This is a genomic window from Paramixta manurensis (assembly GCF_013285385.1).
Classification (GTDB): Bacteria; Pseudomonadota; Gammaproteobacteria; order Enterobacterales; family Enterobacteriaceae; genus Paramixta; species Paramixta manurensis.
In genome coordinates this window covers 4,562,492-4,589,199 of record NZ_CP054212.1, presented here as the reverse complement: position 1 = coordinate 4,589,199, position 26,708 = coordinate 4,562,492, and the positions used below count along the sequence as shown (strand labels likewise).

Annotated in this window: 28 protein-coding genes and 1 riboswitch; of the genes, 6 read left to right on the top strand and 22 right to left on the bottom strand. The window is 51.5% G+C overall.

Annotated features, from left to right (window positions below; all coding sequences use genetic code 11):
• Window positions 1-10: 10 nt before the first annotated feature.
• The 3 genes from PMPD1_RS22000 to PMPD1_RS21990 are packed head-to-tail and all read right to left on the bottom strand — an operon-like array spanning window position 11 to window position 1,573.
• Window positions 11-514, bottom strand: coding sequence for a chromate transporter (locus tag PMPD1_RS22000; protein ID WP_173636040.1), 504 nt, complete (start codon window positions 512-514; stop codon window positions 11-13).
• On the bottom strand, window positions 511-1,137 hold the full coding sequence (locus PMPD1_RS21995) for a chromate transporter (protein WP_173636039.1): 627 nt from the start codon (window positions 1,135-1,137) through the stop codon (window positions 511-513). The genes PMPD1_RS22000 and PMPD1_RS21995 overlap by 4 nt, the downstream gene beginning before the upstream one ends.
• 40 nt (window positions 1,138-1,177) lie before the next feature.
• A complete protein-coding gene (locus PMPD1_RS21990; RefSeq protein WP_173636038.1) occupies window positions 1,178-1,573 on the bottom strand; it encodes a VOC family protein in 396 nt (131 codons plus the stop codon).
• A 181-nt stretch (window positions 1,574-1,754) separates the two neighbouring features.
• On the opposite strand from PMPD1_RS21990, the gene PMPD1_RS21985 reads away from it, so the two are divergent.
• The 5 genes from PMPD1_RS21985 to PMPD1_RS21965 all read left to right on the top strand — a co-directional run bounded on the left by PMPD1_RS21985 (window position 1,755) and on the right by PMPD1_RS21965 (window position 7,314).
• Window positions 1,755-2,537 carry an IclR family transcriptional regulator gene (locus PMPD1_RS21985; protein ID WP_354292717.1) on the top strand — a complete coding sequence of 261 codons (783 nt, stop codon included), beginning with the start codon at window positions 1,755-1,757 and terminating at the stop codon, window positions 2,535-2,537.
• A 291-nt stretch (window positions 2,538-2,828) separates the two neighbouring features.
• A complete protein-coding gene (locus PMPD1_RS21980; RefSeq protein ID WP_173636037.1) occupies window positions 2,829-3,353 on the top strand; it encodes a tripartite tricarboxylate transporter TctB family protein in 525 nt (174 codons plus the stop codon).
• A 31-nt stretch (window positions 3,354-3,384) separates the two neighbouring features.
• Complete coding sequence (locus tag PMPD1_RS21975; RefSeq protein WP_173636036.1) at window positions 3,385-4,896, top strand: tripartite tricarboxylate transporter permease; 1,512 nt, start codon at window positions 3,385-3,387, stop codon at window positions 4,894-4,896.
• Between the two features lie 48 nt (window positions 4,897-4,944).
• Window positions 4,945-5,946: a tripartite tricarboxylate transporter substrate binding protein gene (locus PMPD1_RS21970; RefSeq protein WP_173636035.1), complete on the top strand. Its 1,002-nt coding sequence runs from the start codon at window positions 4,945-4,947 to the stop codon at window positions 5,944-5,946.
• Window positions 5,947-7,314: an MmgE/PrpD family protein gene (locus PMPD1_RS21965; protein WP_173636034.1), complete on the top strand. Its 1,368-nt coding sequence runs from the start codon at window positions 5,947-5,949 to the stop codon at window positions 7,312-7,314.
• A 33-nt stretch (window positions 7,315-7,347) separates the two neighbouring features.
• Here PMPD1_RS21965 and PMPD1_RS21960 read toward each other — a convergent pair whose 3' ends face one another.
• The 6 genes from PMPD1_RS21960 to glmU all read right to left on the bottom strand — a co-directional run bounded on the left by PMPD1_RS21960 (window position 7,348) and on the right by glmU (window position 14,291).
• Complete coding sequence (locus PMPD1_RS21960) at window positions 7,348-8,040, bottom strand: 2,3-bisphosphoglycerate-dependent phosphoglycerate mutase (protein ID WP_173636033.1); 693 nt, start codon at window positions 8,038-8,040, stop codon at window positions 7,348-7,350.
• 49 nt (window positions 8,041-8,089) lie between these two features.
• A complete protein-coding gene (eno, locus tag PMPD1_RS21955) occupies window positions 8,090-9,379 on the bottom strand; it encodes a phosphopyruvate hydratase (RefSeq protein ID WP_173636032.1) in 1,290 nt (429 codons plus the stop codon).
• Between the two features lie 16 nt (window positions 9,380-9,395).
• Complete coding sequence (locus PMPD1_RS21950; RefSeq protein ID WP_173636031.1) at window positions 9,396-9,821, bottom strand: universal stress protein; 426 nt, start codon at window positions 9,819-9,821, stop codon at window positions 9,396-9,398.
• 3 nt (window positions 9,822-9,824) lie between these two features.
• The gene (locus PMPD1_RS21945; RefSeq protein ID WP_173636030.1) at window positions 9,825-10,727 is read right to left on the bottom strand and encodes a DHHA2 domain-containing protein; all 903 of its coding nucleotides are present in this window, start codon (window positions 10,725-10,727) and stop codon (window positions 9,825-9,827) included.
• A gap of 80 nt (window positions 10,728-10,807) precedes the next feature.
• Window positions 10,808-10,875, bottom strand: a riboswitch (Fluoride riboswitch).
• An 88-nt stretch (window positions 10,876-10,963) separates the two neighbouring features.
• Window positions 10,964-12,796, bottom strand: coding sequence for a glutamine--fructose-6-phosphate transaminase (isomerizing) (gene glmS, locus PMPD1_RS21940; RefSeq protein ID WP_173636029.1), 1,833 nt, complete (start codon window positions 12,794-12,796; stop codon window positions 10,964-10,966).
• 124 nt (window positions 12,797-12,920) lie between these two features.
• Window positions 12,921-14,291, bottom strand: a complete 1,371-nt coding sequence (gene glmU / locus PMPD1_RS21935) for a bifunctional UDP-N-acetylglucosamine diphosphorylase/glucosamine-1-phosphate N-acetyltransferase GlmU (RefSeq protein WP_173636028.1) — start codon at window positions 14,289-14,291, stop codon at window positions 12,921-12,923.
• Between the two features lie 223 nt (window positions 14,292-14,514).
• Between glmU and PMPD1_RS21930 the strand changes: the two genes are divergently transcribed.
• A complete protein-coding gene (locus tag PMPD1_RS21930) occupies window positions 14,515-14,820 on the top strand; it encodes a DUF5862 family protein (protein WP_173636027.1) in 306 nt (101 codons plus the stop codon).
• 94 nt (window positions 14,821-14,914) lie between these two features.
• Here PMPD1_RS21930 and PMPD1_RS21925 read toward each other — a convergent pair whose 3' ends face one another.
• From PMPD1_RS21925 to asnC, 13 genes are all read right to left on the bottom strand, one after another.
• On the bottom strand, window positions 14,915-15,334 hold the full coding sequence (locus tag PMPD1_RS21925) for a F0F1 ATP synthase subunit epsilon (RefSeq protein ID WP_173636026.1): 420 nt from the start codon (window positions 15,332-15,334) through the stop codon (window positions 14,915-14,917).
• A gap of 24 nt (window positions 15,335-15,358) precedes the next feature.
• A complete protein-coding gene (gene atpD, locus PMPD1_RS21920; protein ID WP_173636025.1) occupies window positions 15,359-16,741 on the bottom strand; it encodes a F0F1 ATP synthase subunit beta in 1,383 nt (460 codons plus the stop codon).
• A gap of 63 nt (window positions 16,742-16,804) precedes the next feature.
• Window positions 16,805-17,671, bottom strand: coding sequence for a F0F1 ATP synthase subunit gamma (gene atpG / locus PMPD1_RS21915; RefSeq protein ID WP_173636024.1), 867 nt, complete (start codon window positions 17,669-17,671; stop codon window positions 16,805-16,807).
• 52 nt (window positions 17,672-17,723) lie between these two features.
• The gene (atpA, locus tag PMPD1_RS21910; protein ID WP_173636023.1) at window positions 17,724-19,265 is read right to left on the bottom strand and encodes a F0F1 ATP synthase subunit alpha; all 1,542 of its coding nucleotides are present in this window, start codon (window positions 19,263-19,265) and stop codon (window positions 17,724-17,726) included.
• Window positions 19,266-19,279: 14 nt separating this feature from the next.
• Window positions 19,280-19,813: a F0F1 ATP synthase subunit delta gene (atpH, locus tag PMPD1_RS21905; RefSeq protein ID WP_173636022.1), complete on the bottom strand. Its 534-nt coding sequence runs from the start codon at window positions 19,811-19,813 to the stop codon at window positions 19,280-19,282.
• Window positions 19,814-19,827: 14 nt separating this feature from the next.
• Window positions 19,828-20,298 carry a F0F1 ATP synthase subunit B gene (gene atpF / locus PMPD1_RS21900; RefSeq protein WP_173636021.1) on the bottom strand — a complete coding sequence of 157 codons (471 nt, stop codon included), beginning with the start codon at window positions 20,296-20,298 and terminating at the stop codon, window positions 19,828-19,830.
• A gap of 106 nt (window positions 20,299-20,404) precedes the next feature.
• On the bottom strand, window positions 20,405-20,644 hold the full coding sequence (gene atpE / locus PMPD1_RS21895) for a F0F1 ATP synthase subunit C (RefSeq protein ID WP_003849523.1): 240 nt from the start codon (window positions 20,642-20,644) through the stop codon (window positions 20,405-20,407).
• A gap of 49 nt (window positions 20,645-20,693) precedes the next feature.
• Window positions 20,694-21,512, bottom strand: coding sequence for a F0F1 ATP synthase subunit A (gene atpB, locus PMPD1_RS21890; RefSeq protein WP_173636020.1), 819 nt, complete (start codon window positions 21,510-21,512; stop codon window positions 20,694-20,696).
• 8 nt (window positions 21,513-21,520) lie between these two features.
• A complete protein-coding gene (gene atpI, locus PMPD1_RS21885) occupies window positions 21,521-21,901 on the bottom strand; it encodes a F0F1 ATP synthase subunit I (protein ID WP_173636019.1) in 381 nt (126 codons plus the stop codon).
• Window positions 21,902-22,610: 709 nt separating this feature from the next.
• A complete protein-coding gene (rsmG, locus tag PMPD1_RS21880) occupies window positions 22,611-23,228 on the bottom strand; it encodes a 16S rRNA (guanine(527)-N(7))-methyltransferase RsmG (protein ID WP_173636018.1) in 618 nt (205 codons plus the stop codon).
• A 64-nt stretch (window positions 23,229-23,292) separates the two neighbouring features.
• Window positions 23,293-25,182: a tRNA uridine-5-carboxymethylaminomethyl(34) synthesis enzyme MnmG gene (gene mnmG / locus PMPD1_RS21875; protein WP_173636017.1), complete on the bottom strand. Its 1,890-nt coding sequence runs from the start codon at window positions 25,180-25,182 to the stop codon at window positions 23,293-23,295.
• Window positions 25,183-25,636: 454 nt separating this feature from the next.
• Window positions 25,637-26,077 carry an FMN-binding protein MioC gene (gene mioC / locus PMPD1_RS21870; RefSeq protein WP_173636016.1) on the bottom strand — a complete coding sequence of 147 codons (441 nt, stop codon included), beginning with the start codon at window positions 26,075-26,077 and terminating at the stop codon, window positions 25,637-25,639.
• Between the two features lie 145 nt (window positions 26,078-26,222).
• The gene (gene asnC / locus PMPD1_RS21865; protein ID WP_173636015.1) at window positions 26,223-26,684 is read right to left on the bottom strand and encodes a transcriptional regulator AsnC; all 462 of its coding nucleotides are present in this window, start codon (window positions 26,682-26,684) and stop codon (window positions 26,223-26,225) included.
• Between the last annotated feature and the right edge of the window lie 24 nt (window positions 26,685-26,708).

Below are 26,708 nucleotides of genomic sequence, written 5' to 3'. Positions count from 1 at the left end.
AGGTCGGTTGTTAGGTAACCAGGCAACCGACCACGATTGCCAAAGCAATACCCACCAGCGACGGTAGCCGCACCAATAATAATAGTGTGCCCGTCGCTGCCATTATCATGCCGAGGACATCCGTTGCCGCATGGCTGACGAGCGAAGCGCTGGAGGGAACCAACACCGCAACGACCGCCAGGCTCAAAGAGAACATCACCGCGCGAAAACGGCGTAGATGTAACAGACGGCTGCGAATACGTTCCAGAACGATAATCAGAAAAGGCGGCGCGATCAGCGCAACAACCGATATACAAGCCCCTTTGATCCCACCGATAAAATACCCCATAACCACCAGATAGAGCCCATTAGGGCCAGGCGCAATGTTACCAATCGCCAACGCGTTCAGTAGCAGAACATCGGCGGGTAAACCGGCATTTTGTAATTGTCCGCGTAAGATAGGAAGTGAACTCAGGCCGCCGAAACTCAGAAGGCTCGCCATAAAAATAACCAAGAAAAGGTGCGTTAATGTCATGGCTCCTCGGCTTTATTATTACGGGGTTCGACAGATGTTGGCTTAGGCGCGGCAGGTTCAAACAGTGAAGGGAAAAGGAGTGCGGTAATAATGGCGCTGCCCATAACAATGAGAGGATTGTTTACCCAAAAAGCCAACGCGATGTAAAAAATAAGCACCAGCGATACCACGACAATTCGCTGGCCGCGAAAAACATCACGCATTAGTTGCAACGTTAACGCCACGGTAAACCCGGCGGCAGTGGCGACAACAGCATGCAGAGGACCCGCAACGCCAGGCTGATTATGAATGGTCTGATAAAGCCACGTCAGCGCGAACGTAATCGCCAACGCAGGCGTCAGCAAACCCGTCAGAGCGGCAAACATACCCGGCACGCCGGCTGAAGCGCGTCCAATAAGTAAAGATTGCGCCAGGATGCTAATCCCCGGTGTCAGGCGCGAAAGTACCAGCGTAGAAACAAATTGTTGTTCATTCATCCAGTGATGGCGCAGACAGGCCTGGCGCATTGAGGCTACGGTAGCGCTGCCGCCGCCAAAAGCCGTACATCCAATGCGCGCAAACACTGCCATAACGCGCAACCAGGCAGGATAAGAGCGGCGATGCCTGGATTCAATCGATCGCATACTCCCCCTCCCGCCTGGGCGTGTCTGCCATCCGGCGAACTCAGAATTTCCAGCTACGATCTATGGTAGCTACATCGATTTCAGCACCGTCCAGATCCAGAAACTTGAAAAAACGGGGAGGCACCTGTTGCTTATCTTCACCGTAGATTTCAATGTCGTACTCTTTAAGCGCTTCAATAACACCGGTAATATTATCGGTTTCGATTCCAACGTGGTTCGTACCCAGTGTCCCTTGCTGCCAGGGCACCATCTCCACACGCTCATCCGGGCAGAGCAAGGAGTAGTTCACCTCTCCATCGCTCATATCAATCGCTTTCCCCGGATAGTGTCCAGGGGTACGTACCGGGCCCAAGCGTTTAAAACCGAAGACTTTCTCATAAAACGTGGCTGCTCGTTCGAGATCTTTGGTAACAACACCAATGTGACGAATACGCATCCCATTTCTCCTCTCGTTTATGTGATGTCTAACTTAAAGAAAGTGTGTCCTCACAGAGAACAGTTTCGATAGTGTTATCAGTTTTCATTCAAGTCAAGATAAAATTTACCCCTATGTGGACAATCTCGATAAATATTGTCAATATTGTCTGCTATAAGGAATTAAACAGGAGAGACTATCCGTGAGTGAAGAAAATAAAGCCAGTGAAGGCGGTTCCCCAAGTTATCCCATTTCATCGGTCGATAATGCATTGCGGCTACTCCTGTTGTTTAGAGAGCAGCAAAGTATGCGCCTGACCGATGCATGCAATTACCTTGGTGTCGCACATTCCACTGCTCATCGCCTACTGGCGATGCTCATCCATCGCGGGTTTGTTCGTCAGGACGCGACCCGCGCTTACCGCCCCGGCCCAATGCTGGTTGATATTGGTCTGGCGGTGGTACAGAAAATGGACGTCCGAACACAGGCCAGACCCTTCCTCGAAACCCTGGCGACGCGCTTTGGCGAAACCGTACACCTGGTTACGCTCGAAGGCAGCCAGGTTCGCTATCTTGACTCAGTCGAGAGCGATCGCACTCTACGCGTGATTGCCCGCACCGGGCAGGTTTTACCCGCGCATTGCACCTCGGCGGGCAAAGCTTTACTCGGCGAGTTCTCGCCTGAACAAGTCCGCGCGCTGTATGCCGATGAAGCGTTAACCATAAAAACCACCCGATCGATAAAATCCTTCGCCGCACTGGAAAACGCGCTGGACGATGTACGTCATCAGGGCTATGCCACCAATTATGAAGAGAGTGAAGAAGGCGTCGGCTCGGTCGCTATCGCCTTAGTTAACGCGGCGGATCGGCCTGTAGCTTCTATTGCCGTCGCAGTGCCGGTAACCCGTCTGTTGCCAGAGCTGCAGATCAATTTGGTAAAAGCACTGAAAGAGATACGTCAGCAATTTCGCGATCTGTCTGTCTAACGGAAAGTGCGATCAAACTTCATTTCTCTGTTTCTAAACCGTGGCATCGTAAGCCTCACCATCACGCCAGCCCCTACCTTTCGGCGTGATGGATTTCTCCTCTGCTGACCTTAACGACACAGCTAGCTTATTCACGCGAATAGTCACTTTTTTTTCGTGGAAAAGACAAGCCGGTCACATCACGCGCAATTTTGTTTGATGGTTTCTTGACACCCCTCTGATTATTTTTTATACCTCAGCGAAACGAATGTCTGCATTGGAGAAATTATGTCTGCTATACGGGTAACAGAAATGCGACGCACAGATGTGATACTCGGCATTGTCGTGGCTATTGTCGGCGCGGCGGCATTTATTATCGCCTGGCAACTGCCCTTTTACGCTAATCAGGTCCCCGGCCCCGGCTTCTTGCCGCTGATCGTCTCTACCGGATTAATTATTTTGGGTGCGGTGCTAGCCATCCAGGGTTTTCGACCTGGCGGACCCGAGGTCCGGGCGATAGGTTCTGTTTCACCGCATGAACACACCACGCACGGGAAACTTGGCCCGCGTGAAACCAATGCGCCCTATATTCCCCGCAAAACTATCGCGGTTTTCGCCGGTTATCTGGTTGCCGTTCCACTACTTCCTGTATTCGGCTTTGTCGTGACCGGCGCCGTGTTGATGGCCTGGCTTCTGCTCGGCGTAGAAAAGCGTCGCGGCCTGACGTCTTGGGTCGCACTTATCGTCACGCCCATCGTGCTCTATTTCCTCTTCGTTCGGTTACTGGGCATCGCCCTACCTGTCGGTATGTTTCATACCGGCATATTAGGTATTTGATAGCAAAGACAAATAAAAGAGAGAAATCATCATGTCCGTACTCTACAACCTAATGGATGGCTTCGAAGGGGCGCTGACCCTGATGAACCTCATGTGGATAATCGCTGGCGCCGTTCTTGGCACGCTAATTGGTATCTTACCCGGCCTCGGCAACCCGGCGGCGACTCTTGCGATTTTGTTACCACTAACGTTACGCCTGCCGCCCGCCACTGGCCTGATTATGATGGCTGGCATCTACCACGGTGCAAAGTTTGCCGGTGCGACCACCGCAATTTTGTTAAATATTCCGACCGAAACCTCTTCAGTCGTGCTCTGTTATGACGGACACGAACTGGCGAAACAGGGACGCGCCGGCGCCGCCATGGGTATGTCGGCTATCTCTGGCTTTATTGCCAGCACTATCGGCGTTATCGGTCTCACCTTCGCCGCGCCGCTGGCGGCGAAAATCGCTATCGATTTCGGGCCGCCTGAATTTGCCATGTTAATGGTGTTTGGTCTGCTACTGGTTGTCTCCATGGCGGGAAAATCACCGATTAAAGGGCTGATTTCTATGTTGTTCGGCCTGCTGGTTGCCTGTGTCGGCGTTGATATTTTTACCGGCAGCGAAAGGTTCACCTTCGGCAGTATCAACCTGTATGACGGCATTGAATTCCTGATTTTGACGCTTGGCCTGTTTGCTATCAGTGAAGTACTTATCAATACCGGTAAAAAAATGAAAGAAGCGAAACCGATGGATACGCCAAAACGCTTCCGTGATTATCTACCGACCTGGGATGATCTCCGGCGTTCACGCTTAGCAATTTTACTCGGTTCAATAGTTGGCTTTTTCATCGGCGCGCTTCCCGGCGGCGGCTCCACCATCGCATCATTTGTTTCTTATGCCTTGGTGAAAAATACCTCCAAACATCCGGAAAAATTTGGTACCGGTGCAATTGAAGGCGTCGCAGGACCGGAAGCCGCCAACAACTCTGAATCTGGCGGCACCATGATACCGCTGCTCAGCTTGGGGCTTCCCGGCAGCGCCAGTACCACCGTAATGCTAGCCGCGCTATTGCTGTACGGTATTCAACCTGGCCCTCTGCTGTTTACCAGCCATCCGGAAATTGTCTGGCCGGTCATCGCCAGCCTCTACTTGGGTACCATCGTTCTGTTGGTATTAAACCTGCCGATGATCCCGGTATGGGTGCAAATTCTGCGTATTCCTTACTGGCTGCTTTATCCCATCATTTTGCTACTGGCGGTAGTCGGTGCGTACAGCGTGCGCGGCTCAATCTTTGATGTGTGGTTACTGATGGGATTCAGCGCCTTTGGTTACATGATGCGCCGGCTTGAAATACCCGCCGCGCCGATGCTGATGGCCTTTGTTCTTGGCCCGGAAGCAGAAAGCTCTATTCGTCAGTCATTAATGCTGTCCAATAACCGGCTCTCTATTTTCATTGAACGCCCGATTTCAGCCGGCATTGTGGCCGCCATTTTATTGTTGATCGCCTTTGCGGTTTATAGCCGCACGAAACATCGTCGTCGGGCCATGTCGGCGTATTAATCGCCGATACCTCGCTTAAAACCGAAAATAACCGTTACATCGGGAGCAATGATGAAAAGCAAAACATTACGGCCGCTGGCCCTGATGAGCAGCATCGCCTTCTTGGCCTTTTCGCTCGTGGCCTGCGATAAGCAGGAAAATGCCGCCATTCCTAATAATGTGCAGATGGTAGTTGATACCGGCCCGGGCGGCGGTAGCGATCTCTTCGCCCGTGAAATTGTCAAAATCGCTCAGCAGGCGCACGTGCTTGATCAAAACTGGCCGGTGTTATCTAAACCACAGGGAGGTGGTTTGGCGGCAATGAACTTTCTTAACGAGCACGCCAACGACCCCAATTACATCTCTGCATTTACCTCCAAGTGGGTTTCGACCGGATTTACCGCTGGCAACAAAGCCGCCACGACTGTTGATAAGCTGACGGTGATCGCCATGTTGGCGGACGAACAGCAGTTGGTGGCGGTACCGGCGAAGTCGCCCTACAACACTTTCGCGGACTTTATCGCCGATGCTAAAAAGCATCCGGGCCAGTTAGTACAGGTAGGAGGTGCCTACCAATCCGTTGATAACCTTGCCGCGTTACAGATTCAGAAAAATACCGGCACCAGTTGGAAATACCTCTCTTTCGCCGACGGCGGCCCGCGTATTACCGCCCTGTTGCGTGGCGATGCGCAAATGATGATCGGTGCGCAAAATGACTTTTCCGAGCAAGTTGCCGCCGGACAGTTGAAGATTATTGGCGTACTGAGTAGCGACCGCAATAAAAAATTCCCCAACGTATCAACGCTGATTGAACAGGGCGTACCGATGAATGGCGTCCCGGATGAGTTGCAATTCCGCGGTATCGCCGCACCTCCTGGCGTGAAACCGGAAACTATCGCCTGGTATCAGAACATCTTTAGCAAGCTGGTTAAGTCGCCTGAGTGGGAAAAGTATATGGCGGAAGAAGGGGATCGGACGCAATACGTTACCGGCGATGCGCTAAAGCAAAAAATGTCGTCTTACACCACCGATATAAAACAATTGGTCACCTTGCTGAAGGAGAAAAACTAAATGGCTGAAGTCATTTCTGAGGTTACAAAAACGAGCCAACTCGGTCACTTTGCGTCATCGCTCTGCTGGGAGGACCTGCCTCCTGAGGTGATCCATTATGGTAAGCGGGCATTGGTAGACTGGAGCGCGGCGGCATTGGCTGGTGCCAGCCAGCCGGGTGCCAGGAAAGTGCAAAAGGTCTTGGCCGCACTGGGCCAAGAAGGTGCCGCCACCTTGGTGGGGACGAATATTGCCACGTCAGCGCCCTATGCTGCATTAGGTAATGCGTATGCGTCACACCTGCTTGATTACGATGACGTCTTCAATCCGATTGAAACCACTATTCACCTTAGTTCTTGTTTGTGGCCCGCGATTATGGCGATCGGTCAACTGCGCCAGTTGACCGGTAAAGAGGTGTTAACCGCTTACGTTGCCGGATTTGAAACCGGTGCGCGGGTAGCGCGCGCTGCCGGGCCAAGCCATTATCAAAGCGCCTGGCATGTAACCGGCACCATGGGGCATGTCGCCGCTGCCGCTGCGGCAGCTAACGCGCTAAAGCTTTCGGTACAAGAAACGACCCACGCGCTGGGATGTAGTGCAACCCAAGCGGCTGGCATTCGCGAAGTGTACGGCAGTGACACTAAAGCGCTACATCCGGCAAAAGCAGCCATGGATGGCGTGCTCTCCGCATTACTGGCTGAAGCGGGTTTTACCTCAACCGACACCGCCATTGAGGGCCAACGCGGCCTGCTGCGAGCGGTAAGTCTGGATCCCAATATGGCGCTATTAACCGAGGGGCTGAATCAGCATTGGCATTTGCCAGAAAACGGCAACAAGCTGTATCCCACCGCCTCGCTAACGCACGCGGCGATTGAAGCGGCGACGGCGGCAGCGGCGGATGTCAGTGCGGAACGTACCATTACGCGTATTGAAATTCGTATGCACCCTTTCTCAGCGGCAGTAACCGCATTGGCACACCCATTAACCGGTTCAGAAGCCCGGTTTAGCACGCCTTACTGTATTGCGGTGGCGTTGACGCGCGGCGGGTTGGGGCTAGGCGATTTTGAACAGGATACGATTAATGATCCGATCATTACGCGTCTCTGTTCATTGGTAAATATTCAATCCGATAATCAGATCGATAAACGCGGTTGTCGCCTAACGCTACACTGGTCGGATAATACCGTTTCGCACTATGAAGTGGAGCGTAATCAGGGCACCGCTTCCATGCCATTAAGCGATGAGAAATTAAGCGGTAAGTTACTGGATGCTATCGGTCATCAGTTGGAGCCAAATCAAGCCAATGCGTTGGTAGAACAGTGCTGGACGCTGGAGCAAATTAGCGACATTAACCTGATCATGAAAAAGTTGTGCGGCGTCTCCGTTTAGTCATCATCGGATGGCAAGAAAAAAGCCTCCGGCTTACGCCAGAGGCTCCCGACATGGGCGCCAGCCTCCCTGTTCCATTTCATATACCATCGGCACTCCCGTCGGTACATGAAGGTGAGAGACCGCTTCTTCATCCATCCCGTTTAAAAACATGATCAATGCGCGCAGTGAATTACGATGCGCAACAATCAGTACGGTTTTGCCACTCTGAAGTTGCGGCACCACTACGTGCCGCCACCAGGGAAGCACGCGACGAATAGTCATCTCCAGGCTTTCTGTCGAGGGTAAATCACGCAGCGCAACATTCCGATAACGCGCATCCTGATGAAGACGAGCCGGTGACTCCGGATCGGCAGGGGGAATGCCCCGAAAGCTTTTTCTCCATTGATTGACGATATCCTCCCCCATTAGACGGGCGGTTTCCTCTTTGTTAAGCCCTTGCAGCGCGCCATAATGGCGTTCATTAAGCCGCCAGGTTGTATCCACCGGCAACCAACTACGATCAAGCTGATCCAGCACTCGCCATACGGTATGAATACAGCGAACCAACAGCGAAGTACTCACACAGTCGGGCAATAACCCGGCCTCTCTGAGTAGAATGCCTGCTTTGTCGGCTTCCCGCTGGCCCTTTTCGGTCAACGGTACGTCGGTCCAGCCGGTAAAGCGGTTTTCCAGGTTCCATACGCTTTCGCCATGGCGCAGTAAAACAAGCTTTGAGGGTGCCATTTTCATTCCCGAAATGTTGCCAGGCTGGGTTCGCCCGGCGATTGACGGTTTATCCGCGACGAGTAAACGCCTGCAGGCCCGCATACTGCGCGCCTTCTCCCAATGCCTGCTCAATTCTCATCAGTTGATTATATTTTTCCACACGCTCCCCTCGACAAGGCGCGCCGGTTTTCAGGTGCCCGGCACGCAGGGCGACAGTCATATCGGCGATAAAGGTATCCGTGGTCTCACCGCTGCGATGTGAAATGAAGGCTCCCCAGCCATGTTGTTGGCAGAGGGCAACGGCGTCAAAAGTCTCACTTAACGAACCAATCTGATTAAGCTTAATCAACGCTGCGCTGGCGAGGTTCTCTTCAATGCCACGACGGATGTACTTCACGTTGGTGACAAACAGATCATCACCCACCAGTTCTGCCCGGCTGCCAAGTTGCTGATAAAGATGCTTCCAGCCGTCCCAGTCATCTTCAGCCAGACCATCCTCTAGCAGTATGATAGGGAATTGGTCCATTAACTCACCGTAGTAATCTGTCATCTCAATGGCGCTCAGTGCGCTGCTTTCGGTGCGAAGATGATACTTACCGTCCCGATAAAACTCGCTTGATGCCGGATCCATACAAATGCTGATATCCTCACCTGGACGATAACCGGCCTTCTCAATCGCCTGAACGATGAATTCAAGCGGCTCCCGGTTGGACGCAACAGTCGGCGCAAACCCACCTTCATCTCCCACTGCCGCCGAGAGGTTTTTCGCCAGCAGTATTTGACGCAGTGCCTGGTAAACCTCGCTACCCTGCCGTACCGCTTCACTCAACGTCGGCGCACCGTGTGGCGCTATCATAAACTCCTGAAAGTCAGCCCCTTGTCCACGGGCATGCACGCCGCCGTTGATAATATTCATACAAGGTACCGGTAATAGATTAGCCCGCAGCCCACCGAGATAGCGGTACAGCGGTTGTTGCATGACTTGTGCTGCCAGCCGGGCGACCGCCAGCGACACAGCCAGAATGGCGTTAGCACCGAGCCGGGTTTTATTTTCTGTGCCGTCTAACGCCAACATTAGGTTATCCAGATGGCGCTGTTCTCGGACGTCGATTCCCCTAATGGCCTCACCGATTTCGGTATTTACGGCGTTAACGGCCTTTTTCACTCCTTTACCGCCATAGCGTCCGGCATCGCCATCGCGCCGCTCTGCCGCCTCCCGTGAACCGGTGCTGGCACCAGAGGGTACTGACGCACGCGCCATCTGCTCGTCAGGGGTAGATACCTCGACTTCAACGGTGGGATTACCTCGCGAGTCAAGAATTTCGCGGGCGTACACCTTGTCCAGTGTGAAACTCATAGTTTTCTCCTGTGGCTTAGTCATGTATGTGTTTAATCAGAACATCCACGGTTAGGTGGTTGATATATTCAGCCGAACGGGACGTCAGAGCGCTCATTAGACGGTTACGGTGTCCGGCAATAACGAGGTCAATACCGAGTTCGGCAATGCATTTTTCTACATCCTCAAAGCGCCTCATGGTCACCAGTTGGCGGGTATCTACCGCCTGGTCCGTCGAGGCAGACAGTTCGCTCAGCAGTGCTTTCGCTTTCACAACTTCTTCCGAAACGGCATCGTCCATCAGGCTATCTGAGACATAATTCATTTCGCGGTAGTCATCGCTAATATGAGCAAGTGTGATTTTCATATTTAACGGCTGCGCCAACGCGACCGCCCCGGCGAGCAGCAGGCTTCCATCCTCTTTACCGTGTACCAGTACCAGTGCATGCGTGTAACTGTTCATGATTTAACTCCGACTCTGGTTAAGGTGGGCCTCAAGCCATGGCAGAAGCTGTTTCTTTCTGCTGAGCATGCCCGGTACGGAGCAGGAAGCCATGTTGCGGCTCTCCCGTCCTGCGAAATACAGCGTGGAATAACAATCTGTGATGTCGGTAAGCATCAACACCACCAGTCCCGCGCCAGTTTGGCTTGCCATATCCATCATGGCAGCGTGCAGGTCATCAATAAGCGGAGCAATCTGCTGCTGCGAGCTCACTTCAAGCTGAGCAATACGCACATCTATCCCGGCGATGACGAAGGCCTTGAGATCCTTATCCAGCAGTTGCTCCGCTGACTGGTCAGCAATATCGGTTTTGGCGCGCAGTAGTTCACGCGCAAAAGATTTACGGTTCACACCGGACACCACGCTGAGTTCGGTGGCGATGCGAATGTCGTCCTCCGTGGAGGTCGGTGAGTGAAGATTGACTGTGTCGCTGAGCAGCGCGCCCAACAACAGGATGGCGAGGGTTGGCGGCAAGGAGTGCCGGGCATCGGTATCCATCAGCATCCACAATAGTGTGGCGCTACTGCCAACCGGTTTTATCCAGACCTCCGGCGGCAACTGTGTGGTTAACCCGCCCAAGCGATGATGGTCGATGATGCCCAGGATCTGACTTTGCAGCAGGTCGAGAGGCCCCTGAGCAGGCTCAGTAAAGTCAACCAGCCAAACCTGTTCATTTTTAAGAGGAATATTTAGCCGTTCTGGCAAAGGGATACCGGCCTGCTCGAAAATAAAGCGCGTTTCCCGATTCGCTTCACCGAGCCGCCAGGCACGAGCGGGATGGTTACGGAGCGTGAGCCAATGTGCGGCTACCACGGCAGTGCAGATAGCATCGCTGTCAGGATGGGTATGACCAAAAACGTGTATCAAAGAGGTGCCCCCCGGTAAGGGAAATACGCGGGCCGGAGGGGGAATTTTATTCGGCCTGACATATCTCCTGGAAATCAAGAGTCATATCAGGCGTCATCAGCCCTGAAGGGGCGGTTGGGGAAGGTGGAACGCCATCACCTTGTCTTTTTAGTATAAAGAGGAACCCAAAGACTGCAAGCAAATCCGGCAACCTTACGATAAGGCGCCGGATTTTGATTTTATCACCGGTGAGTTGGCTACTCTACCGTGACCGATTTCGCCAGATTACGCGGCTGATCGACGTCAGTACCTTTAATCAACGCCACATGATAGGAGAGCAACTGTAGCGGCACGGTATAAAATATCGGCGCGATCGCTTCTTCGACGTGTGGCAACGGAATGATACGCATACCTTCGCTATCGCTGAACCCGGCATCCTGGTCGGCAAAAACATACAACAAACCGCCGCGAGCGCGTACTTCTTCAATATTCGATTTCAGTTTCTCAAGCAGTTCATTATTCGGCGCCACTACGATAACCGGCATATCTGCATCAATCAGCGCTAACGGGCCATGTTTGAGTTCGCCCGCCGCGTAAGCTTCTGCATGGATGTAAGAAATCTCTTTCAGCTTCAGCGCCCCCTCCATCGCAATCGGATACTGATCGCCGCGACCAAGGAATAACGCATGATGCTTATCAGAGAAATCTTCCGCCAGGCTTTCGATCAACTTATCCTGCGCCAACATTTGCTCAATGCGGCTCGGTAACGCCTGTAGGGCATGAACAATGTCGTGTTCAACCTGTGGATTGGCACCTTTCAGGCGGCTCATTTTCGCCACCAGCATCAGCAACACCGTCAGTTGCGTGGTGAACGCTTTAGTGGAAGCCACGCCGATTTCAGTACCGGCTTTGGTCATTAGCGCTAAATCAGACTCACGCACTAACGAGGAGCCGGCAACGTTACAAATCGCCAGTGAACCCAGATAGCCAAGCTCTTTCGATAAGCGCAGGGCCGCCAGCGTATCGGCGGTTTCCCCGGATTGAGAGAGGGTAATCAGCAAGCTATTTTTACGTACTGCCGATTTGCGGTAACGAAACTCAGAGGCAATTTCCACATCGCAAGGAACGTTGGCTAAGGCTTCAAACCAGTAGCGCGATACCAGGCCGGAATTGTACGACGTTCCGCAGGCGACAATCTGAATATGTTCAACCTGCGACAGTAATGTATTGGCTTCTGCGCCCAGTTCGGAAAGGTCCACTTCACCGTGGCTAAAGCGCCCGGTTAAGGTGTTTTTAATCGCTAACGGTTGCTCATAAATCTCTTTTTGCATGTAATGGCGATAAACACCTTTATCACCGGCATCGTACTGCACGCTGGATTCAATTTCGCTACGCGTCGCGGGCTGACCCGCGCGATCGATAATCGTAACTTCGCGGCGCGTCACTTCCGCCACATCGCCTTCTTCCAGATAGATAAAACGGCGAGTAACCGGCAGCAAGGCTAATTGATCGGAGGCGATAAAATTTTCGCCGACGCCGCGCCCAATCACCAGCGGGCTGCCTGAACGAGCGGCCACCAGCACCGACGGATCGCGACTATCCATAATGACCATGCCATACGCGCCGCGCAGTTGTGGAATAACCCGTAAAACCACCTCGCGCAACGTTCCGCCATGCTGTTGTTGCTCATGGTGAACCAAGTGCGCCACAACTTCGGTATCGGTTTCAGAAGCAAACTGATAGCCAAGGGCAATCAGTTGTTCGCGCAGCGGTTCATGGTTCTCAATAATTCCGTTATGCACCACAATAATATGGCTGGAGATATGCGGATGCGCATTTTTCTCTGACGGCTCACCGTGCGTCGCCCAGCGGGTATGGGCAATCCCGGTACCACCAACCAACGGATGCTCATCCGCCGCTTCAGCCAGTTTCTGTACCTTGCCAAGACGGCGCAGGCGGGTAACCTGGCCCTGTTGATCAACTACCGCCAAGCCCGCGGAGTCATACCCGCGATATTCCAGGCGGCGCAGACCTTCCAGCAAAATTTCTGCGATATCACGTTGCGCGACCGCGCCAACAATTCCACACATGTTTGTATTCCTGAATCCATGGCGTTTCTCTCAGAGAATACCGCCATCCATATTGTCTTCTGACCTGATTATTCCGGTATTAACCGGTTCCCCGAGCCGTGTAGAGGTGGGGATTATTATGGTGTTATTTCTTTTTGACCGGACGTTGCCAGCCAGTTTTATGGTTTTGTTCTTTACGGTTATAAACTAAAGCAGCGTCGGTAATATCCTTCATAACCGTGGTGCCAGCCGCAATCGTCGCGCCTTTCGCAACGCTAACTGGCGCCACCAGTTGGGTGTCGGAACCGACAAACACATCATCACCGATGATGGTTTTAAATTTGTTCGCGCCATCGTAGTTACAGGTGATGGTACCGGCGCCAATATTCACTCCAGACCCGATTTCAGCATCGCCCAAATAGCTGAGATGACCGGCTTTCGAACCTTTGCCAAGCGAGGCTTTTTTCATTTCGACAAAGTTGCCAACATGGGCGCCTTCCGCCAATTCGCTCCCCGGTCGCAGCCGTGCGAAGGGGCCAACGGTACAGGCGTCAGAAAGATCGGCGTCTTCCATCACCGTATAAGGGCTGATTTCACAGTCATCGCCAATTACGCTGTTCTTAATCACGCAGCCGCTACCGATTTTAACCCGGTTACCGAGTTTGACCCGGCCTTCGATAATCACATTCGTATCGATTTCCACGTCACGACCGTGTTGCAGTTCACCTCGCAAATCGAAACGCGCCGGATCGCGTAACATAACGCCAGCCAATAGCAATTTCTCTGCTTGTTCGGCCTGATAAACACGCTCCAGGGTTGCCAGTTGCAGACGATTATTCACCCCTTCGGTTTCGCTGCTACGTGTCGGATGGACTGTTGCAATGTGGCGGCCCTGCTGGTGGGCAAGGGCAATAACATCGGTAATGTAATATTCGCCCTGGGCGTTGTTATTGTTCAGTTTGCTTAGCCAGTGCTTAAGATCGCCGCCGTTGGCCAGCAGAATGCCGGTGTTAATTTCCTGAATTGCCAGTTGCTCAGGATTAGCGTCTTTCTGCTCGACAATCCCGACCACTTCGCCCTGCTGACGCACAATGCGACCATAGCCGGTCGGGTTATCCAGTATTACTGTTAGCAACCCGATGCCACCCTGTGGCTTAACGGCACGCAGGCGTTCCAGCGTTTCGACTGAAATAAGGGGCACGTCACCATACAGCATCAGAATATCTTCATCATCGGCAAAATGCGGCGCCGCTTGTTGCATCGCGTGGCCAGTACCGAGCTGTTCGGCCTGCAGCACCCAATTCAGTGAGTCATCATTCAATACCGATTTCAGCCGATCGCCACCGTGCCCATAGACCAGATTCACCTTACGCGCGCCAAGGTGTTTTGCAGCATCGATAACGTGTTGCACCATGGGTTTCCCTGCCAGCGTATGCAGGACTTTAGGAAGATCCGAATACATGCGGGTCCCCTTGCCAGCGGCAAGGATCACCACACTCATTGGGTTATTTGACATAAAGATATTCACCACCAGAATTTCCATAAATTAGACACTGATAGCGTTCAAAAATCTACACGTAATGTCAGAAACTCCTCCAAGCCTCATGTTATTTCACTTAGAAAATTAAGAATTTAACCTTGTCATTTTATAAGAAATTACTATATGCATCATGACCTAAAGTTCTTAATATTTCCTCTACAGACAGAGGGTCTGTAAATAAAACTTTAATAAGGAAATTATGATGAAAGAATTAAACGTATACGAAGTACAGCAGGTTAGCGGTGGTTATGTTGAGAGTTTTGGTGAAGCAGTCGAAGGTTTAGTATTTGGCCTCATTGATGGATTAGCGACAGGTCTAATTATTGGCGGCGGCCCGGGTAGTAAATCACATGGTGTAGGCGGTATTATTGCACAAGGTGTAGGGGCAATTCTTGGCGCTATCGTAGGACCAGTATTTGGCATGGTTACAGGTGTAATTTATGGTAAAGACGCTGCAGCTGAGATGATTCGCGACTATCGTCTAACCTTTAACTCCGGTATGTAAGAAACAAAAACTAAGCCCTCTAATTTTTAGATAATCTAAGAAAAAGCCAGCCATATATAATGTGGCTGGCTTTTTTACATCCATACGACCTGAATTACATCGCTTTTTTCGTCAATTCAATGACGCGCAACTTGGCAATAGCTTTCGCCAGTTCTGCTGAGGCCTGAGCAAAATCCACATCGCCGTGGGAGCTGTTCATATGCTCTTCCGCTTTGCGTTTTGCTTCCAGCGCGCGCGCTTCATCGAGATCGGTACCGCGAATTGCCGTATCGGCCAGTACGGTAACCGTACCCGGCTGCACTTCCAGTACGCCGCCAGAGAGATAAATATACTCTTCTTCGCCGTGCTGTTTAACGATACGAATCATACCAGGTTTAATGGCAGAGAGCAGCGGCGCATGGCCAGGGTAAATCCCCAGTTCGCCTTCGCTGCCTGACACCTGAATTTTTTGCACCACACCGCTGAACATACGCTGTTCTGCGCTGACGACATCCAGATGATAAGTCATAGCCATAGTTAACCTCCCGGGAAACCGTAATTACAGTTTCTTCGCTTTTTCCGCGGCTTCGTCGATAGAACCCACCATGTAGAAAGCCTGCTCTGGCAGATGGTCGAATTCACCTTCCATGATGCCTTTAAAGCCACGGATGGTTTCTTTCAGCGACACGTATTTGCCAGGTGAACCTGTAAAGACTTCTGCTACGAAGAACGGCTGAGACAGGAAGCGCTGAATCTTACGCGCACGCGCCACCAGCAGCTTATCTTCTTCTGACAGTTCATCCATACCGAGAATGGCGATGATATCTTTCAGTTCCTGGTAACGTTGCAGAATAGACTGCACGCCACGCGCGGTATCGTAGTGTTCCTGACCAACAACCAGCGGATCGAGCTGACGGCTAGTGGAATCCAGTGGATCAACCGCCGGGTAAATCCCCAGAGACGCAATTTGGCGGCTCAGCGTTACCGTAGAGTCAAGGTGCGCAAAGGTGGTTGCCGGAGACGGGTCAGTCAAGTCATCCGCAGGGACGTAAACTGCCTGCACGGAGGTGATAGAACCGGTCTTGGTAGAGGTAATACGCTCTTGCAAGACACCCATCTCTTCCGCCAACGTTGGCTGATAACCTACCGCAGAAGGCATACGACCAAGCAACGCGGAAACTTCAGTACCGGCCAGGGTATAACGGTAAATGTTATCCACGAACAGCAGAACGTCACGGCCTTCATCACGGAATTTCTCCGCCATTGTCAGGCCAGTCAGCGCCACGCGCAGACGGTTTCCTGGCGGCTCGTTCATCTGGCCATATACCAGCGATACTTTATCCAGAACGTTGGAGTCGGTCATTTCATGATAGAAGTCGTTACCTTCACGGGTACGTTCGCCCACACCGGCAAACACCGAATAACCGGAGTGCTCGATCGCGATGTTACGAATCAATTCCATCATGTTTACGGTTTTACCTACACCGGCGCCACCGAACAGACCCACTTTACCGCCTTTAGCAAACGGACAAATCAGGTCGATAACTTTAATCCCGGTTTCCAGCAATTCCTGAGAGCTGGATAGCTCTTCGTAGGTGGGCGCCGCACGGTGAATAGCCCAGCGCTCTTCTTCGCCGATGTCGCCTTTCATATCGATCGGCTCGCCCAGCACGTTCATGATACGGCCAAGCGTTGCTTTACCTACCGGGACTTCAATCGGGTGCTCAAGGTCAACGGTTTCCAAACCACGGCGCAGACCGTCGGAAGAACCCATAGCGATGGTACGTACCACGCCGCCACCCAGCTGCTGCTGTACTTCCAGCACCAGACGAGCATCACCATTTTTAACCTCAAGGGCGCTGTACACTTGTGGTACTGCGTCCTGAGGGAACTCGACGTCAACTACGGCGCCGATTACCTGGACAATCTTTCCAGTAGCCATCTTGAATCCTCTACCTAATTCGTTTATACCCCGCCTGCCAAACGCTCGGCAGGGTATACCTGGTTAAACCGCGGAGGCCCCCGAGACGATCTCGGTAAGTTCCTGAGTGATGCTGGCCTGACGAGCTTTGTTGTAAACCAACTGAAGCTCTTTGATCAGGTTACCGCCGTTATCGGTTGCAGCTTTCATCGCCACCATACGCGCGGCCTGCTCGCTGGCCAGGTTTTCCACCACGCCCTGATAAACCTGGGATTCGACATAGCGACGCAGTAATGTATCCAGCAGCACTTTCGGATCCGGCTCATACAGGTAATCCCACGTTTTCTTCTTCAGATCTTCTTCGCCTTCTGCTGGCGGTAACGGCAGCAATTGCGTGATCGTTGGAGTTTGGGACATGGTGTTATTAAATTTGTTGCTGACAACATACAGCTTATCGATACGACCTTCGTCGTATGCCTGCAACATCACTTTTACCGGGCCAATCAGTTCGGACAGCGACGGGTTATCCCCCATTCCGCTGACCTGCGCGACAACATTGCCGCCTACGGAACTGAAAAATGACAGGCCTTTAGAACCGATAATCGCCAAATCGCTCTCGGCGCCCTTATCGCTCCAGCCTTTCATTTCCGCCAGCAATTTTTTGAACAGGTTAATGTTCAAACCACCACAAAGCCCGCGGTCGGTAGATACGACCAGGTAGCCGACGCGCTTAACGTCGCGCTCCTCCAGGTAAGGGTGCTTGTATTCCAGATTACCCAGCGCAATGTGACCAATCACTTTGCGCATGGTTTCTGCATACGGACGGCTGGCCGCCATGCGTTCTTGCGTTTTACGCATTTTGGAGGCGGCGACCATTTCCATCGCTTTGGTGATCTTCTGCGTATTTTTTACGCTGCCGATCTTACTACGTATCTCTTTTGCGCCGGCCATTAGCTTCTCCTCAAAGCCTTGCGGCCTGCCTTTTCAGACAAGCCGCCAGACATTACCAGGACTGGGTTGCTTTAAACGTTTCGAGGATGCCTTTCAGCTTCTCTTCGATTTCGTTGTTGTAGTTCCCAGACTGGTTGATTTCTTGCATCAGCTCGGCGTGCTCACGATCGGCATAAGCCAACAGCGACGCTTCGAAGCTACCGACTTTCGCCAGTTCAACATCGTTCAGGAAGCCACGCTCGGCCGCGAACAGCACCAGACCCTGCTGCGCAACAGACATCGGCGCATACTGTTTCTGTTTCAGCAACTCGGTCACTTTCTGACCATGGCTTAGCTGTTTACGGGTTGCATCATCCAGATCGGAAGCGAACTGCGAGAACGCCGCCAGTTCACGATACTGTGCCAACGCGGTACGAATACCACCGGACAGTTTCTTAATGATCTTGGTCTGAGCGGCACCGCCAACACGGGAAACCGAAATACCTGGGTTAACCGCCGGACGAATACCGGAGTTAAACAGGTTGGATTCCAGGAAGATCTGACCATCGGTAATCGAAATAACGTTGGTCGGAACGAACGCCGAAACGTCGCCCGCCTGCGTTTCGATAATCGGCAACGCGGTCAGTGAACCGGTTTTCCCTTTCACTTCGCCTTTAGTAAAGGCTTCAACGTAATCCGCGTTAACGCGAGACGCACGCTCCAGCAGACGAGAGTGGAGGTAGAACACGTCGCCAGGGAATGCTTCACGTCCCGGCGGACGGCGCAGCAACAGTGAAATCTGACGGTAAGCAACAGCCTGTTTAGACAGGTCATCGTACACGATCAACGCATCTTCACCGCGGTCACGGAAATATTCGCCCATCGCGCAACCGGCATATGGCGCCAGATATTGCAGCGCGGCGGATTCGGATGCAGAAGCGACCACGACAATAGTGTTAGCCAGCGCGCCATGCTCTTCCAGTTTGCGTACTACGTTCGCGATGGTAGAAGCTTTCTGACCAATGGCTACGTACACGCATTTGATGCCGGAATCACGCTGGTTAATGATGGCATCGATCGCCAGCGCGGTTTTACCGGTCTGACGGTCGCCGATGATCAGCTCACGCTGGCCACGACCAATTGGAATCATCGCATCGACAGATTTGTAGCCAGTCTGAACCGGCTCATCAACGGATTGACGTTCAATAACGCCTGGGGCGATAACTTCAATCGGCGAGAAACCGTCGTTATCAACCGGACCTTTACCGTCGATAGCGTCACCCAAGGTGTTCACTACACGGCCCAGCAGGCCACGGCCAACCGGAACTTCCAGGATACGGCCAGTACACTTAACCTTCATGCCTTCGGCAAGGTCAGCATACGGACCCATAACGACCGCACCAACGGAATCGCGTTCCAGGTTCAATGCGATAGCGTAACGGTTACCCGGCAGGGCAATCATCTCACCCTGCATAACATCGGCCAAGCCGTGTACGCGGATGATACCGTCACTTACAGAAACAATAGTACCTTCGTTGTGAGCTTCGCTCACTACATTGAACTGAGCAATGCGCTGCTTGATCAGTTCGCTGATTTCGGTGGAATTCAGTTGCATATGCTCCAGTCCCCTTAAGACTGCAAGACGTCTGCCAGACGCTCAAGACGGCCACGTACACTGCCGTCAATAACCATATCACCCGCACGGATGACGACGCCTGCCATTACAGACTTATCAATTTTGCAATTCAGCTTAACTTTGCGTGACAGACGTTTTTCCATCGCGGCGCTGATTTTTGCCAGCTGTTCGTCACTCAGTGTATTGGCGGAGATCACATCAACTTCCGCAGTCGCTTCATGCGCGTCACGTAAGTGAATGAACTGCTCCAGTACAGCAGGAAGCGCTGTCAAACGCCCATTTTCTGCCATAACCTTAATCAGGTTCTGGCCAGCTTCGTCGAGTTGATCGCCACAGATAGCGATGAAAGACGCCGACATCGCTTCCGGCGCCAAAGCACCGGAAAGGAGATCCGTCATCTGTTCATTTCGAGCGACTTCTGCGGCAAATGACAGCATTTGCTGCCAGCGTTCAACGCTTTGATGCTCAACAGCAAAGTCAAAAGCTGCTTTGGCGTAGGGGCGAGCTACAGTAATAAATTCAGACATCAGCCCCTCCCTCCTTACAGTTCAGCGACCAGTTTATCTACGATGTCGCTGTTAGCAGCTTCATCCACGGAACGTTCGATGATCTTCTCGGCGCCGGCCACAGCCAACATCGCGACTTGCTTACGTAACTCTTCACGAGCACGTTTACGCTCAGCGTCAATTTCCGCCTGAGCCTGCGTGACGATCTTGTTACGTTCCTGCTCAGCTTCAGCTTTCGCTTCATCCAGAATTTGTGAACGGCGTTTGTTGGCCTGCTCAATAATTACCTGGGCTTCTTCTTTCGCTTTCTTCAGCTGGTCGGTCACATTAGCCTGCGCGAGATCCAAATCTTTTTTGGCGCGTTCTGCGGAAGCAAGGCCTTCAGCGACTTCTTGCTGGCGCTTTTCGATGGCAGCCATAATCGGCGGCCATACGTACTTCATGCAGAACAGGACAAACAGGACGAACGCGATGGCCTGGCCGAGGATTGTTGCGTTAAGGTTCACAGCACAATGCCTCTTGTTAAGTTAACTTACTCTACGCTTATCAAAAACAACGCGCAGAAGCCGTTCACCAGCCGGCGCTTAGCGCCTTTTGATGAACACTTGGTTACTACGCGACAGCAAACATCACGTACAGACCCAGACCAACAGCGATCATCGGGATAGCATCCACCAGACCCATTACCACAAAGAACTGCGTACGCAGCAGAGGAATCAGATCCGGTTGACGCGCAGCGCCTTCCAGGAATTTACCTCCGAGGATGCCGATACCGATCGCAGCACCGATTGCCGCCAGACCCATCATCACAGCGGCAGCCATGTACAGCAGATCCATATTCAGGTTTTCCATGACAGTCTCCAGTTTGTTTCAGTTAAAACGCAGTAGTGTTAAGAAAAAATCAATGCTCTTCAGATGCCATCGACAGATAGACAATCGTCAAGACCATGAAAATGAAAGCCTGTAACGAGATAATCAGGATGTGGAAAATGGCCCACGGCACATTCAAAATCCACTGTGACCACCACGGCAACAGACCCGCAATCAGGATAAAGATCAGTTCACCCGCATACATGTTGCCGAACAGTCGCAGACCGAGTGAAACCGGTTTTGACAGCAGGCTAACACCTTCAAGAATCAGGTTGATGGGAATGAAGATCGGGTGATTAAAAGGCTGTAAGGTCAGTTCCTTAGCAAAACCGCCAAGTCCTTTCATTTTGAGGCTGTAGAACAGAATCAAAATAAATACGCCCAGTGCCATCGACAGCGTAACGTTGACGTCAGCGGACGGTACAACGCGCAGTGCCGGCAGCCCCAGGAATTTTTCGCCAATGTAAGGCAGTAGATCGATAGGCAACAGGTCCATGAAGTTCATCAAGAACACCCAAACGAAAATCGTCAGGGCCAGTGGAGCAATCAACTTGCTCTTACCGTGATACATGTCGCGCACGTTACCGTCGACAAAACCTACCACCAGCTCAATAGCTGCCTGTAATTTACCCGGGACACCGCTGGTGACGCTTTTCGCGACTTTGCGAAACAGCACCAGGAAAATCAGACCCAGCACCACGGAGAAAAACATGGAATCGATATTTAATACCCAAAACGTCGCCGGAGCGTTGTGCGGGTTCACTAACTCGAAAGTACGTAGGTCCAACTGAAGGTTATTCAGATGGTGGCCTATGTAATCTTGCGGAGTAGAGATTTCTCCTGCAGCCATGATGCCTCTTACCCTTTGTTGTTAATTACAGCCGGTGCCAATATTTGAACAACCAGCACCGATAACCAGGTTAGCCCGAGCGGCACAAACACCGCATCAAACACACCCAGCGCCACGATGAGAAAAATGATAGTGGCAAACACCTTTACCACTTCGCCAAGGGCGAAGCTCCAGGCGACACGGCCTTTTGCCGGTGCTTGCGCCTCCAGGCGCCAGGCGAAAATCATAAACAACACGTTCGGCAGCCAGGCTGCCAACCCACCTGCGATAGCAGAGGCGCCCCAAGTGACATCTTTAAGGGCAAATAACGCTCCGATTACCACTAAGGTGACCAACTGCATCAGCAACAGGGTTCGGGCAAACTTCACACTATAAAGAGACACTGACATAACGCTAAAACTCTCCTACCCGATCGGGGTATGTCGCGTGTCGTATAAAACTGCCTTTAGACCTTTGAGTCAAGCAGCAAAAAACGAGCAAATTATACGGGGCGCACCTGCGATTTCAATCGATAAGTAGCGAAAAGGTGAACAATTATTTAAATTTCTTTCGACAAGGCTATTTTTCAAAACTGTTGCCAACGGTAAACCACAGTTAAATTCCTGCAATACCCGCCAAAGCTTGCTTATAAAGCGTGCGACAGATCACAATTCAACAATGCAATGACCTTTTTTTGAGCAAGATTATTCTTATTTTATTATGACGTGATATTATATTTTCATTTAAAATCATAAAGTTAAATTGAATTACTTTAGAAACTGTTGTTAAGCATGATAAAAAGCGGTTATTGACATCGACGGCAAACTTTTCCAATAAAAAATCAGGTTACTTTCGCCGATTTATAAACAAGATATATTTTCGTGCGTGATTATTAATTTTCCAAAACGCACCAAAAAAAGTGATCTTTATGATAACGGAATGTGAAATTAAGGTTAAATGTAACTAAAATTGTCATTTCACCAGTATGGTGGCTTTTAACATCGACGAAACACGGTCGCGGCGTACATGAAACGAAAAAAATGCACGAAAGGCTAATTTTTGCTAAGCCTTCCACTGAAGAGCTTAGCATTGGAAAGGAAAAAAAGAGGTATTTGTAAACTACGCACGCTTTACGATCACCAGATGACGCTCTCCCTCTAACTCCGGGACTTGTAAGGAAAGCACCTTCTTAACGGCAAAACCTTGCGGCAATGCCGTCATTTCATCATCCGGACGCACGCCTTTCAGCGCGTAAAAGGCGCCATTTTCCGCCGGTAAATGATGACACCAGCTCACCATATCGTTCAACGAGGCAAAAGCCCGGCTTATCACTCCGTCAAAAGGCGGTTCTGCCGGGTAAGCTTCTACCCTCGCCTGTACCGGTTCAACGTTATTTAACCCTAACTCATGCTGTACCTGACGCAAAAAACGCACGCGCTTTCCTAAACTGTCCAGCAGCGTAAAGTGCGAATCAGGACGTACAATCGCCAGCGGAATACCGGGCAAACCAGGACCTGTACCGACATCAATAAACCGATTTCCCTCTAGTGCAGGCTCAACCACAATACTATCCAGAATATGGCGCACTAACATCTGCATAGGGTCGCGCACCGAGGTCAGATTATAGGCTTTGTTCCATTTGTGCAGCAGCTCAACATAGGAAATAAGCTGTTGTTTTTGCAGATCGGACAGCGAAATGTTGGCCGCATTTAATAGAGAGGAGAGTTTGTTGATCACAGCGAAGTCCAGTGATTGCGGAAATAGTGGTTACCGGGGCACAGATTCGCCCCGGTGTAAAACATCAGGCGCTTTTACGTAGCAAGCCCTGTTTTTTCAAGTAGATAAGCAAAATAGAGATCGCCGCAGGCGTTATCCCCGAAATGCGTGAAGCCTGGCCAATCGATCCGGGCTTGTGATCGTTAAGCTTAGCGATCACCTCATTCGACAACCCACTGACATTGCGATAATCAAGATCGGCGGGCAACAGCGTATTTTCATTGCGCTGCTGGCGTTCAATTTCTTCCTGCTGCCGGGCGATATAACCTTCGTATTTGACCTGGATTTCAACCTGTTCAGCCGCTTGCCGATCGTTTAAGCCCGGCGCAAACAAATTCAGGGCGGTAAGCTGGGCATAAGTCAGTTCCGGACGACGCAATAAATCCTCACCGCTGGCTTCTTTCGTCAGCCCGGCGTTCAGCACTGCGTTGATATCACTGATAGCGTCTGATTTTGGATGCACCCAAATATCACGCAAGCGCTGACGCTCCAGCTCAATCGCTTCGCGCTTCTGGTTATAATGGCTCCAGCGCGCGTCATCCACCAGACCCAGTTCTCGGCCAATTTCGGTGAGACGCAGATCAGCGTTATCTTCGCGTAGCATCAATCGATATTCGGCACGCGAGGTAAACATGCGATACGGTTCTTTGGTACCGAGCGTACAGAGATCGTCCACCAACACACCAAGGTAAGCCTGAGAACGTGAGGGCGCCCAGCTCTCTTTATCCGCCGCCAGACGTCCAGCGTTCAGACCAGCCAGCAGCCCTTGCGCCGCCGCTTCTTCATAACCGGTAGTGCCGTTAATCTGGCCGGCAAAGAACAGCCCCTGAATATATTTACTTTCCAGCGTCGGTTTTAAATCACGCGGATCGAAGAAATCATACTCAATGGCATAGCCCGGACGGACGATTTTCGCATTTTCCAGCCCTTTCATCGAACGAACGATTTGCATCTGCACGTCAAAAGGTAGGCTGGTGGAAATACCATTCGGATAAATTTCGTTACTGGTCAGCCCTTCTGGCTCAAGGAAGATCTGGTGCGCATTGCGATCGGCAAAGCGCATTACCTTGTCTTCAATCGACGGGCAATAACGCGGCCCGATCCCTTCAATGACGCCAGCATACATTGGGCTGCGATCGAGGTTCTGACGAATAACCTCATGCGTCTGTTCATTGGTGTAGGTGATGTAACATGGCATCTGCTGCGGATGTTGCGCAGCATTGCCTAAAAATGAGAACACCGGCATCGGATTATCACCGTGCTGCGGCGCCAAGACGCTGAAATCAATGGTTCGGGCATCAATACGCGGCGGTGTCCCGGTTTTCAGGCGGCTAACGCGTAGCGGCAGCTCTCGCAAGCGACGGGCAAGAGGGATAGACGGCGGATCGCCCGCGCGACCTCCGCTGTAATTATCCAGCCCAATGTGAATTTTACCGTCAAGGAAAGTTCCTACGGTTAATACCACCGCTTTGGCACGGAATTTCAACCCCATCTGGGTTACCGCACCGACCACGCGATCGTTTTCCACAATTAGATCTTCCACCGCCTGTTGGAAGATCATCAAATTAGGTTGGTTTTCCAGTGCCGTACGTACTGCCTGACGATACAGTACCCGATCGGCCTGGGCGCGTGTTGCACGTACCGCCGGGCCTTTGCTGGCGTTTAGTATCCTAAACTGAATCCCGGCACGATCGATCGCGGTAGCCATCAGGCCGCCCAATGCATCCACTTCTTTAACCAGATGTCCTTTGCCAATACCACCGATCGCCGGGTTACAAGACATTTGTCCCAGCGTATCAATGTTATGGGTTAATAACAGCGTTTGCTGACCCATTCGGGCAGCCGCCATTGCGGCCTCAGTGCCCGCATGACCGCCACCAATTACGATGACGTCAAAAGGATCTGGATAAAACATGGTACTGCACCTCGCAAGTATTCGATCAGGGATCGCTGCCCTGGGCCGTGGATTCTACTTAAATTCAGGCAATGACGAAAGCGTCGGGATCGTTAGGTTTTAAAAGAAAGATCTTTATTCTTTAAATGATCTCTCTGTTAGATCTCTTATTAGGATCCGCTTCTCTTGTGGATAAGCAGCAATTATTGAGGAATTTCAAGAGCATGATCCGGATCGTTAACTGTGAATGATCGGTGATCCCACGCCGTATAAGCTGGGATCTAAACGCGTAGTTATACACAGAGCGAAAAAGCATCAGCGGTTGTTCTTTGGATAACTACCGGTTATCCGATGGAATTGAGCATGGTTATCCACAGATTGCGGTGTTCACTTTTACAAAAAACAGATGAAAACTCTGTGATTGCAGCAAAAACAATGCGTGAAAGTAGCCGACCATCAATGAAAATGCGGATTTTTATAACAACGCCTTCCACGACGCCAGCCAGACCTCAGCGGGATCTTCTGGGATCTCATGTTCCAGAACATCAATTTCCAACCGATCGCCGATACGTTGAGCGCCCAAGTCGATCAATAACTGGTCGAACTGTTTGATCGCGCCGCAGAAGAGATCATATTCACGGTTGCCGATACCTACTGCGCCGAAACGAATCCCCGAAAGGTCAGGACGCTGAGCGGACAGTTCATCAAATAAAGGCTGTAAGTTATCGGGTAAATCGCCTGCGCCATGTGTTGAAGACACCACCAGCCACTGACCTTGCAATGACAGTTCATTTAACTCGGGCCCGTGTAGTATTTCGGTCGAATAACCGGACTCTTCCAGTTTTTCCGCCAAATGTTCCGCGACATATTCCGCGCTGCCTAACGTACTGCCGCTGATAAGCGTAATGTCTGCCATGGTTGCCCCCGATCTACAAAGGCTGGCATTGTACGCTGTGATTACCTTGGGATCTACCTGTGGATAAGTAAGGTTATTATTGCGGATCGTGCTGATGCGCTGTACCTCTATCCGGTGCATGATTTCATACACAGAATCGGGCTGATTAAGGCTTAATGGTGCGCATAATCGGGTTCTGCAGGGAGATCAGCGTCTCGGTGGATTGGATCTCATCAATGGTTTGGATTTTGTTGATCAGGACATGTTGTAACGCGTCGATCGAGCGGCACATCACTTTAATGAAAATGCTGTAGTGACCGGTGGTGTACCATGCCTCGACTACCTCATCCAGCGCATCGAGTTTGGCTAACGCCGCCGGGTAATCACGTGCGCTTTTTAAAATAATGCCAATAAAGCAGCAAACGTCATAACCGAGTTGCCTGGGATCAACTTCTACGCGGGTTCCTTTGATGATGCCCGCTTGCTTCATTTTTTCTACGCGGACATGGATAGTGCCCGGGCTGACATTAAATTGTTTGGCCAACTCGGCATAGGCGGTACGCGCATTATCCATTAAGGCATTCAAAATGCCGCGATCGAGATTATCTATTTGCAGATTTTCTGCCACGTTTTACTCCGTTAACCATTTAAG